A 10,311-nucleotide genomic window follows, 5' to 3' on the forward strand; every position below is an offset into this window, starting at 1 on the left:
CCGCGGGAAGGGCCAGGACGGCACGTCGCGGGGTGGCGACGGGTGCCGCGCGCACCGGGCCGGGCGCCAGCTCGCCGCGCAGCAGCGCGAGGTGCGCCTGCGCGACGACGGGCGACGGGTCCGTKCCGTACCGGTCGGCCAGCTCGTCGCGGACCTGCTCGACCACGGCGAGCGCCTCGGCGTCGCGACCCTGCGCCGCGAGCACCCGGACCAGGAGGGCGACCAGCGGCTCGTCGGGCGGGGTGCGCAACGCGCAGCGGCGCAGGTCCTCGACCATGTCGTCGACCTGGCCCAGCGCCAGGCCGGCCTCGGCCTGCAGCGTCACCACGTCGGTGAGCAGGTGCGCAGTGGCTGTGTCCGCCAGGTCCGGGACGGCGGGCACCAGGCCGCGCGCGTCCCGGCCGAGGTCTCGGGCGCGCGCCGCGTCGCCGACGCGCAGGGCCTCCCGGCCGTCCGCGAGCATCGCCTCGGCGTCGACGACGTCGATGCGCAGGTCGTCGAGCGGCAGCCGGTAGCCGCCAGGCGCGCCCTCGACGGCGAAGCCGAGCCGGCGCGCGCGCGAGACGAGGGCCTGCACCGCTCCCGCGGCGTCGTCCGGCGGGATCCCCTCCCACACGTCCTCGACCAGCGCGGCGGACGACACGGCGCGACCGCGTGCGTCGAGCAGGGCACCGACGAGCGCGACCAGACGGTCGCCGCGGACGGGGCGGCCGTCGACGGCGAGCGCCCCGAGCGTCGTGATCTGCACGGGGACAGCATCGCGCACGGCGGCGACACGGGGGACGCGCAGGGCCCTCTCGACCGTTCGGGTGCATGTCCGACGGGTCCTCCGGCGTGTCCCGGAGGGGCGTTCCGGGCGAATCGGGCGGGGCGGGTGTGGACTGCCATGTGGAACAGGCTGTGGGTGCCCAGGGCGCACTTGTGGATGCCTGTGCACGGCCGCGCCTCGGCGCTGGTCGGGGGCTCTGTCAGTGGTCGCCGGTAGGCTGGGACTTCTCCACAGGGTGAAGAATGACACGCGTGTCACTACAACCCCTAGTGGTCCATTGCGTGGGGGACCCCTAGGTGTAGTGTCTAGTCACGACGCAGTGGGGAACCGGGTCAGTGGCAGTTCATCGACGATCATCTCCGGCTCAGCACCACGTCAGGCCCGGTGACGGGCCCACCAGCACCAGGTAACAAGCTTCGCGAACGCTCCGGGGGGAGCGTGCCGCAGACAGGACAACGGGGAGCCACGATGACGATCACGGTCTACAGCAAGCCGGCGTGCGTGCAGTGCAACGCGACCTACCGCGCGCTCGACAAGCTCGACGCCGAGTACACGGTCGTGGACATCAGCGAGGACGCCGACGCGCGTGACTACGTCATGTCGCTCGGCCACCTGCAGGCGCCCGTCGTGATCGTCGACGGCGAGCACTGGTCGGGCTACCGCCCGGACCGCATCAAGGCGCTGGCCGACCGTCTGGCGACCGCGGTCGCCTGACACGCAGACTCCCCGGGCCGGCGCTGGTGAATGCCGCGCCGGCTCGGCGGGCACAGCTCCGCAGACGTACCGCACGACCCGAGCGAGGGGACCTGGCCGATGAGCTCCCTGGTCTACTTCTCCTCCGCCTCGGACAACACCCACCGATTCGTGCAGAAGYTCGGTCTGGCGGCCCAGCGCATCCCGTTGCGGCCGACAGACCCGTTCCTGCACGCCTCCGAGCCGTACGTGCTGATCCTGCCGACGTACGGCGGAGGCAACGAGGGTGGCGCAGTACCCAAGCAGGTCATCAAGTTCCTCAACGACGAGGACAACCGTGCGCTGATCCGCGGAGTCATCGCGGCCGGCAACACGAACTTCGGCGAGGCCTACTGCATCGCGGGGGACATCATCGCGGCCAAGTGCCACGTCCCCTACCTGTACGGGTTCGAGCTCATGGGAACGAACGAGGACGTCACAGCCGTCCGTGAGGGATTGGGAAGATTTTGGCAGCGACAGTCGCAGATACCCGCGTAGAGACGTCGGGACTGGATTACCACGCCCTCAACGCCATGCTGAACCTCTATGGCGCGAACGGCGAGATCCAGTTCGACAAGGACCGTGAGGCGGCGCGGGCGTACTTCCTGCAGCACGTCAACCAGAACACGGTGTTCTTCCACGACCTGAACGAGAAGCTCGACTACCTCGTGGAGAACAAGTACTACGACCCCGAGGTCCTCGCGCAGTACGACCGCGCCTTCATCAAGACGCTCTTCGAGTACGCGTACTCGAAGAAGTTCCGTTTCCAGACGTTCCTCGGCGCGTTCAAGTACTACACGTCGTACACGCTGAAGACGTTCGACGGGAAGCGGTACCTCGAGCGCTTCGAGGACCGGGTCTGCATGGTCGCCCTCGCGCTCGCCGAGGGGAACCAGGACTTCGCGATCTCCCTGGTCGACGAGATCGTCTCCGGCCGCTTCCAGCCGGCGACGCCCACGTTCCTCAACCTCGGCAAGGCGCAGCGCGGCGAGCCCGTGTCCTGCTTCCTGCTGCGCATCGAGGACAACATGGAGTCCATCGCGCGCGGCATCAACTCCGCCCTGCAGCTGTCCAAGCGCGGCGGTGGCGTGGCTCTCCTGCTCAGCAACATCCGCGAGCACGGCGCGCCCATCAAGCACATCGAGAACCAGAGCTCCGGCGTCATCCCCGTGATGAAGCTGCTCGAGGACTCGTTCTCGTACGCCAACCAGCTCGGTGCGCGTCAGGGCGCCGGTGCCGTGTACCTGCACGCGCACCACCCGGACATCTACCGGTTCCTCGACACCAAGCGCGAGAACGCCGACGAGAAGATCCGGATCAAGACCCTCTCGCTGGGCGTCGTCATCCCGGACATCACGTTCGAGCTGGCCAAGAAGAACGAGCCGATGTACCTGTTCTCGCCGTACGACGTCGAGCGCGTGTACGGGGTGCCCTTCGCGGACATCAACGTCACCGAGAAGTACTACGAGATGGTCGACGACGCGCGGATCAAGAAGACCAAGATCAGCGCCCGCGAGTTCTTCCAGACGCTGGCGGAGCTGCAGTTCGAGTCCGGCTACCCGTACGTGATGTTCGAGGACACGGTCAACCGTGCCAACCCCATCAAGGGCAAGATCACGCACTCGAACCTGTGCTCGGAGATCCTGCAGGTCTCGACGCCGTCGACCTACAACGAGGACCTCTCGTACAGCCACGTGGGCCGCGACATCTCCTGCAACCTCGGCTCGATGAACATCGCGCTGTCGATGGACTCGCCGGACTTCGGCAAGTCGGTCGAGGTGGCCATCCGCGCCCTGACCGGCGTCTCCGACCAGACGGACATCGAGTCGGTCCCGTCCATCAAGCGCGCGAACGCCGGCGGCCACGCCATCGGCCTCGGCCAGATGAACCTGCACGGCTACCTGGCCCGCGAGCGCATCTTCTACGGGTCCGACGAGGGCCTCGACTTCACCAACATCTACTTCTACACGGTGGCGTACCACGCGATCCGTGCGTCGAACCTGCTGGCCCAGGAGCGCGGTCGCGCGTTCGACGGCTTCGAGGACTCGAAGTACGCGACCGGTGAGTACTTCGAGAAGTACACGGAGAAGGCCTGGAAGCCGCGCACCGCCCGGATCGAGGCGCTGTTCGCCGAGGCCGGCGTGCACATCCCGACCCAGGAGGACTGGGCCGAGCTGGCCGCACTGGTCAAGGAGCACGGCATCTACAACCAGAACCTGCAGGCGGTGCCGCCCACCGGGTCGATCTCGTACATCAACCACTCGACCAGCTCGATCCACCCGATCGCGTCGAAGATCGAGATCCGCAAGGAAGGCAAGATCGGCCGCGTCTACTACCCGGCGCCGTTCATGACGAACGACAACCTGGAGTACTACCAGGACGCGTACGAGATCGGCTACGAGAAGGTCATCGACACCTACGCCGAGGCGACGCAGCACGTCGACCAGGGCCTGTCCCTGACCCTCTTCTTCAAGGACACGGCCACCACCCGTGACCTGAACAAGGCGCAGATCTACGCCTGGCGCAAGGGCATCAAGACGATCTACTACATCCGCCTGCGCCAGCTCGCGCTGGAGGGCACCGAGGTCGAGGGCTGCGTCTCGTGCATGCTCTGACCCTGGTTCTGAACGACACGAAGGAAGCAACCCGATGAGCGAGAAGCTCAAGCTCGTCAGCCGCGTCTCCGCGATCAACTGGAACCGGCTCGACGACGACAAGGACGCGGACGTCTGGGACCGCCTCGTCGGCAACTTCTGGCTGCCGGAGAAGGTCCCGGTGTCCAACGACGTGCAGTCGTGGGCCACGCTGACGGAGCAGGAGAAGACGCTCACCATGCGCGTCTTCACCGGCCTGACGCTGCTCGACACCATCCAGGGCACCGTCGGCGCGGTCTCGCTGATCCCGGACGCGATCACGCCGCACGAGGAGGCCGTCTACACGAACATCGCGTTCATGGAGTCGGTGCACGCCAAGTCGTACAGCTCGATCTTCTCGACGCTGTGCTCCACCAAGGAGATCGACGAGGCGTTCCGCTGGTCGGAGGAGAACCCGAACCTGCAGCGCAAGGCCGAGATCGTCATGGAGTACTACCGCGGCGACTCGCCCCTGAAGCGGAAGGTCGCGAGCACGCTGCTCGAGTCGTTCCTGTTCTACTCGGGCTTCTACCTGCCGATGTACTGGTCCAGCCGCGCCAAGCTGACCAACACGGCCGACCTCATCCGCCTGATCATCCGCGACGAGGCCGTGCACGGGTACTACATCGGCTACAAGTACCAGAAGGGCCTCGAGAAGCTGTCGGCGGCCGAGAAGGCCGAGCTCAAGGACTACACGTTCGAGCTCCTCTTCGAGCTGTACGACAACGAGGTCGAGTACACGCAGGACCTCTACGACGGCGTCGGCCTGACCGAGGACGTCAAGAAGTTCCTGCGCTACAACGCCAACAAGGCGCTGATGAACCTCGGCTACGAGTCGCTCTTCCCGCGCGACGAGACCGACGTGAACCCGGCGATCCTGTCGGCCCTGTCCCCGAACGCCGACGAGAACCACGACTTCTTCTCCGGGTCCGGCTCGTCGTACGTCATCGGCAAGGCCGTCAACACCGAGGACGACGACTGGGACTTCTGATCCCGTCGCCCAGCAGCACCGCGAACGGCCGGCTCCCCTCGGGGGCCGGCCGTTCGGCTGTGTCGGGGCGCGCCGGCGACAAGCGTCTGCGACGCGCTCATGCTCTCCGTCAGTGGACGACCGCGAGGGCGATACCGACGCCGACGAACAGGCCGCCGAACACCCGGTTCACCATTCGCCGACCCGACTCCTGCGCCGTGAGGCGGACGAGCCCGCGGGCCGCGCTCGCGAAGAGGAACCACATGACCATGACGTCGACCGCCACGACGGTTGCCGCGACGACGGCGTACTGGGGGACGAGCGCCCGGTCGAGCCGCACGAACTGCGGCAGGAAGGCGAGGAAGAAGACGATCGCCTTGGGGTTGGTCAGGTTCACGAGGAGCCCGCGACGGAACATCGACCACGCCGGCTCGCGGACCAGCTGCGCGACGCCGTCGACGCCGGCGTTCGACCGGAACTGTCGCACGCCGAGGTAGACGAGGTAGGCGGCGCCGACGTAGCGGATCGCGTCGAACGCGACCTGCGAGCGGCTGACCAGCGCACCCACGCCGGCGGCCACGATCGCGATGTGCACCAGGAGCGCCAGCTGCTGCCCGAGGATTCCCCAGATCGACCGCGTCCACCCGGAGCCCAGCGAGTTGGACATCGTGTTGACCGCTCCAGCACCGGGCGTGCTCGAGATGACGAGGCAGGCGCCCACCAGCGCGAGCCAGAGGGACAGGCTCACGCGCGGAGCTCCGGGACGATCACGGGCTGCATCATGCCGCGCCTTCGGGCACAGGGCGGAATCCGACTGCCGCCTGACGACCATGGAGGGGGATTGCTCCGGATACGGCCGGACATCACTGCAGCACGACGGATTCCCACGGCGTCAGGGCCGCTCGCTCGGGGTCGGCCGTTCGGCTGTTTCGGCCCCCGTCGGCTCAACTCCGGGCGCGGCACGGCCGATCCGAGGTCGCGGGGCAGGCCACGCCGCCGCGCGCGACGACGACTGGAGCCGATGTGACCACAGCACCGCCCGGCTGGTACCCGAGCCCGGACGCCTCCGGGGCGGACCGTTGGTGGGACGGCGCGCAGTGGACGGGTCACGTCCGGCCGACGGTCGCGGATGCTCCGGCGCCGCAGGCGGCCACGCCGGTCGTGTCGCAGTACGCCGCGGCGTTCGAGGCGACGAACACCGTGCCTCAGCGCGGCGGGATCGCGAGCGCGATCGGTGGGCTGGGCCAGCAGTACCTGCCGGTCGCCGTCGCGACGAGCCCGCAGCCCGGGAGCACGTTCGTCCCGCAGCCGCACGCACCGACGGACTCGCCGCCCTACGGCGCCGCACAGCAGCCCGACGTCTCCGAGTCGCTGCGGCCCGCCGGCGCTGCGACACCCCAGCCGTACGGGTACACGTCGCCGGCGCCCTACGTCTCCCCGACGCCGCAGCCCTATGGCGCCGCCGAACCCCAGCCGTACGGGTACAAGGCACCGCAGCCCTACGGCACCCCGGGACCGCAGCCGTACGGCACCGCGGCACCCCAGCCGTACGGCACCGCGGCACCCCAGCCCTACCCCCCAGCCGGCGTCCAGCCGTACGGCGCCGGCGGCGTCTCGTTCGGTGCGTTCGGCTCGCCGCAGGCGCAGGGCCTGGCCGACGTCGTCGGGGGCGTCGTCGGGAACCAGCGCGGCGGGGGCGTCGCGAACGGGCTCAAGGCGATCGGCATCGGCCTCGTGTTCGTGCTGGTCAGCGTGTTCTTCCTGGTCCCCGAGATCATGTCCGCCCGTGCGGGAGCGGGGGAGGCGTCGACCAGCGGCACGGTGGTCGACCTGCACGAGTCGAGGGACACCGACGGCACGCGGATGTGCTCGCCGGAGGTGAGCTTCGTCGTCGCCGGGAGCTCCTATCGCGCGCGGGCCCACTACTCGTCGAGCAGCTGTCCGTCGGTGGGCTCGTCGATCGGTGTCGTCTACACGACGGCGGACCCCAGCGACGCCCGCGTGCCGGAGTCGGTCGGGATCCTCATGCTGCTCGCCCTGTTCCCGGTGGTCGGGGTCGTGCTGGTCGTCGTCGGGATCCGCCAGGCGGTGACGGGGTCGTCATCGATCCTGTCGGGCGTGCGTCGGCTGCGTCCGTAGCGCGGGTCGGTCGCGGGAGGGTGGCAGCGGCCGCGTCGGCTCAACCCGGCGTCGCGGCGGACCGATGCACGCGGGGAACCGGCCGTCCGTGGTCGGTGCGCGCCGATCGCCTGGAGTCGTGATGGAGACACCCCCGCCGAGCTGGTACCCGGACCCGCAGGCGGACGGGATGCTGCGCTGGTGGGACGGCGCACGCTGGACCCAGAGCGTCCAGCCGGCACCGCGGCCGGGCAAGGAGATCATCGGCCAGGCCGGCAACCCGGGTGGCTTCCGCGTCATCTACAGCGCGCCCGGTGAGGTGCCGACGTACGCGTACCCGCCGGTGACCGACCCCCGCTACAAGGACTCCCCGCTCGCCGCGGCAATAACGGAGGCCCAGGCGCACGGTGCGGCCGGCGACCTCGAGCAGCAGTATGAGCGGCAGATGGCCGTCGAGGCCGCGTACCAGCTGAAGCTGCGAGGCGGCGTGCTCGGGGCGATCGCCGGGATGGGCGAGCAGCTCATGGCAGACCAGATCGACGGCGGACACCACCAGGCTCCTGCGCGTCCTGTCGACGCGCCGGGCGGGATCGCCCCGTACGGGTCGACCTCGTCGGCCCCGGTCGGTGCTCCGGCCCCGGTCGGCATGGTGCCGGCGGCCTGGCTGCCCGCCGGGGTCACGGACGCCCCGCGCCGGGATGCCGACTACGGACGGGCCGCAAGCACGGTCGTCGAGGTCGTGTCCGTGATCGGGCTCGTCACGGTGGGCGGCGGGGTCCTCAGCTCGCTGGTCGTGCTGCTGATCGGGCTGGTCGCCGCCGCGGCCGACCCCGGCGACCCGGTGTCCTGGTTCTTCCCGTCGGTCGCCGCGGTGGTGCTGGCCGTGAGCATCGGCGCGTTCGTCAGCCGTCTCCGGCAGTTCCGCAGCCGCCGGAGCTGAGGCTAGCCTCACCTGAATTGGGCATCTGACCTGCGCGTGGACCCGGCGTCCGCGCTAGGCAGGGTCGCGGGAACGGGTCTACCGTCGAGAGGAACGCACCCGCCCGCCCCCACGGAGGTCGTCATGAGCACCCTGATGGACATGCCCGCCGTCGCCGAGTGTTCGGTGGACGGCTGTTCGTACAACGACCACTCGCACTGCCACGCGGCCGCGGTGAACATCGGGGGCGCCCCCGGTGACGCGCAGTGCACCACGTTCATCCCGCTGAGCACCAAGGGCGGCCTCGACAAGGTGATCACGCACGTCGGCGCCTGCCAGCGCGCCGAGTGCTCCCACAACACCTCGCTCGAGTGCACGGCGGCGTCGATCCGCATCGGTGCGGGTCACGACGAGGCCGACTGCCTCACCTTCGCCGCCCGCTGACTGCTCTCACGACGACGGCCGCCCTGCTGACCAGGGCGGCCGTCGACGCGTCCGGGGTCAGCCGTGGGCGGCGACCTCGATCAGGTGGCGGATGAGGATCGCGGCGGCGGGCACCAGCTCGCGCTCGCCGGGCACCAGGGACGGGTCGGCCGCGCGCAGGTTCGCCGCGTCGTCCAGAGCCGGGAGCGGGTCGAGGTCGGTGGCCTGCAGGAACGCGGCGAGCAGCGCGCGGGCGGCCTGCGAGTAGACACCACCGGCGTCGACGGCGACCTCGGCGATGATCAGGGCGGTGAGCGCGACGTCGAGCTCGGCGGGACCCGTGCGGGCGTTGGCCCAGTCGACGAGCGCGGGGCCGTGGCTCTCGGTGAGGATCACGTTCCCCGGGTGCAGGTCCAGGTGCACGATCGCCGGCCCGGACGCGACGCGCGGCCACGACTCGGGCTCGTCCGGCCCCCAGCCGTCCGGCGGGGTGATCGCGTGCAGCCGGACGTGCAGGTCCGTGAGGATCGCGGCGGCGTCGGGCAGCGAGACCTCGCCGGCTCCGAGGGCCTGCAGCAGGGTCGGGCCGTGCAGACGCTCCATGACCAGGTCGGGCCCGCTCGCCTGCAGAACGTCGGGGGCGGGGAAGCCGTGCGCGACCACGTGGCGCAGGAGCAGGACCTCGGGGGAGGCGTCCCGCCCCGAGCGGTAGCGGCGCAGGACGTGGTGGTCGTCGAGCGCGAACACGTCCGCCGTCTCGCCGGAGGCCAGCAGCGGACCGGGCTCGGCGGAGGCGGCGAGCGCCGGGTCGACCGGCGCGGGGTGGGCCGTCGACCGACGGTCGGGCTGTGTCGGGACATCAGAAGCGTCGTGCGGGTGGATCTCAGCGGCTCCGGCCGCCCTCGGTTCCGAAGGCGTCGCGGGTCCGCTCGGAACGAGTCCTGCGGAGTTCATGGATCGACGGTAGACGCATTCGTCCGGGTTGTCCCGCGTCGACTACCAAGAAGTCCCTGACCAGCGCTTTACCTGATCGACACCTGTCGAGAAGGTCGCCCGATCAGGGCCTGGAGACCCGTTCGAGCGTCGCCAGCGCCTGTTCGTGCGTCGCCGGGAGGGGCTCGACCCACACCCGGACCGGCTGTCGGGTCGACGGCCGGACCTCGAGCAGCTCGCAGCGCCGGGCGATCTCGAGGTGGAGCACCTCGAGCGGGGGCCCCGGGTCGTCGTCGGCCCGCGCGAGCACCGCGAACACCCCGCCGCCCAGGGTCGCCATCGGGTGACCCTCGCCGTAGGTCGTCGTCATCGCCGCACCGACCGCGGCGGACCGCGCCGCACGCGTGAACGGATCGACGTTGCCGGCGGCGACGTCGATGAGCACGAGATGGTGCCCGAGGTCGGTGACGGTCCGTCGGCGCTGGGTGGGCAGGGCCGCGTCGCGGTAGGTCTCGGCGAGGCGGATGGCCAGGTACTGGCGGCTGGGCAGGCCCGACTCGGGGTCGAGCGCGGTGCCGAACGCGATGGTGCCGGCCTGGGCGTCGGCCCAGCCCTCGCACAGAGCACGCAGGACGTTCATGGGCGGCTCGGTGGCGCCGAGGGTCCGGTACAGGCAGGTGAGGTCGTCCATGGTCTCGCCGATGCCGACACCGTCGTACCCGCGTGCACGGCCGAGCTCGTCGGCGGCGGCCACCGCGTCGCCGGCCGCGAGCAGCGCTGTCGCGAGCGCGTCGACGGCCGGGTGGTACCAGTC

Annotated in this window: 11 protein-coding genes; 7 read left to right on the forward strand and 4 right to left on the reverse strand. The window is 70.2% G+C overall.

Going from position 1 to position 10,311, the window contains the following annotated elements; all coding sequences use genetic code 11:
* On the reverse strand, positions 1-748 hold a 748-nt coding region (locus ACXJKG_RS15240), incomplete at its 3' end, for an AfsR/SARP family transcriptional regulator (RefSeq protein WP_456846594.1).
* Positions 749-1,237: 489 nt separating this feature from the next.
* Between ACXJKG_RS15240 and nrdH the strand changes: the two genes are divergently transcribed.
* From nrdH to nrdF, 4 genes are all read left to right on the forward strand, one after another.
* The gene (nrdH, locus tag ACXJKG_RS15245; protein ID WP_370503192.1) at positions 1,238-1,483 is read left to right on the forward strand and encodes a glutaredoxin-like protein NrdH; all 246 of its coding nucleotides are present in this window, start codon (positions 1,238-1,240) and stop codon (positions 1,481-1,483) included.
* Positions 1,484-1,582: 99 nt separating this feature from the next.
* A complete protein-coding gene (nrdI, locus tag ACXJKG_RS15250) occupies positions 1,583-1,999 on the forward strand; it encodes a class Ib ribonucleoside-diphosphate reductase assembly flavoprotein NrdI (protein WP_456846595.1) in 417 nt (138 codons plus the stop codon).
* On the forward strand, positions 1,969-4,116 hold the full coding sequence (nrdE, locus tag ACXJKG_RS15255; protein ID WP_456846596.1) for a class 1b ribonucleoside-diphosphate reductase subunit alpha: 2,148 nt from the start codon (positions 1,969-1,971) through the stop codon (positions 4,114-4,116). Before nrdI ends, nrdE begins: the two co-directional genes overlap by 31 nt.
* A gap of 34 nt (positions 4,117-4,150) precedes the next feature.
* Positions 4,151-5,125, forward strand: a complete 975-nt coding sequence (gene nrdF / locus ACXJKG_RS15260) for a class 1b ribonucleoside-diphosphate reductase subunit beta (RefSeq protein ID WP_307494379.1) — start codon at positions 4,151-4,153, stop codon at positions 5,123-5,125.
* A gap of 109 nt (positions 5,126-5,234) precedes the next feature.
* Here nrdF and ACXJKG_RS15265 read toward each other — a convergent pair whose 3' ends face one another.
* Positions 5,235-5,852, reverse strand: coding sequence for a LysE family transporter (locus tag ACXJKG_RS15265; protein WP_456846597.1), 618 nt, complete (start codon positions 5,850-5,852; stop codon positions 5,235-5,237).
* Positions 5,853-6,127: 275 nt separating this feature from the next.
* Between ACXJKG_RS15265 and ACXJKG_RS15270 the strand changes: the two genes are divergently transcribed.
* From ACXJKG_RS15270 to ACXJKG_RS15280, 3 genes are all read left to right on the forward strand, one after another.
* The gene (locus ACXJKG_RS15270; protein ID WP_456846598.1) at positions 6,128-7,243 is read left to right on the forward strand and encodes a DUF2510 domain-containing protein; all 1,116 of its coding nucleotides are present in this window, start codon (positions 6,128-6,130) and stop codon (positions 7,241-7,243) included.
* A gap of 121 nt (positions 7,244-7,364) precedes the next feature.
* A complete protein-coding gene (locus ACXJKG_RS15275) occupies positions 7,365-8,162 on the forward strand; it encodes a DUF2510 domain-containing protein (RefSeq protein WP_456846599.1) in 798 nt (265 codons plus the stop codon).
* Between the two features lie 123 nt (positions 8,163-8,285).
* Entirely contained in the window at positions 8,286-8,585 is a 300-nt protein-coding gene (locus ACXJKG_RS15280) for a DUF1540 domain-containing protein (RefSeq protein ID WP_456846600.1), read from the forward strand.
* A gap of 57 nt (positions 8,586-8,642) precedes the next feature.
* Here ACXJKG_RS15280 and ACXJKG_RS15285 read toward each other — a convergent pair whose 3' ends face one another.
* Positions 8,643-9,518: a phosphotransferase gene (locus ACXJKG_RS15285; RefSeq protein ID WP_456846601.1), complete on the reverse strand. Its 876-nt coding sequence runs from the start codon at positions 9,516-9,518 to the stop codon at positions 8,643-8,645.
* A 103-nt stretch (positions 9,519-9,621) separates the two neighbouring features.
* Positions 9,622-10,311: hypothetical protein (locus ACXJKG_RS15290; protein ID WP_456846602.1), on the reverse strand; the 690-nt coding region annotated here is incomplete at its 5' end.

Source organism: Cellulomonas sp. P5_C6, from assembly GCF_054049635.1.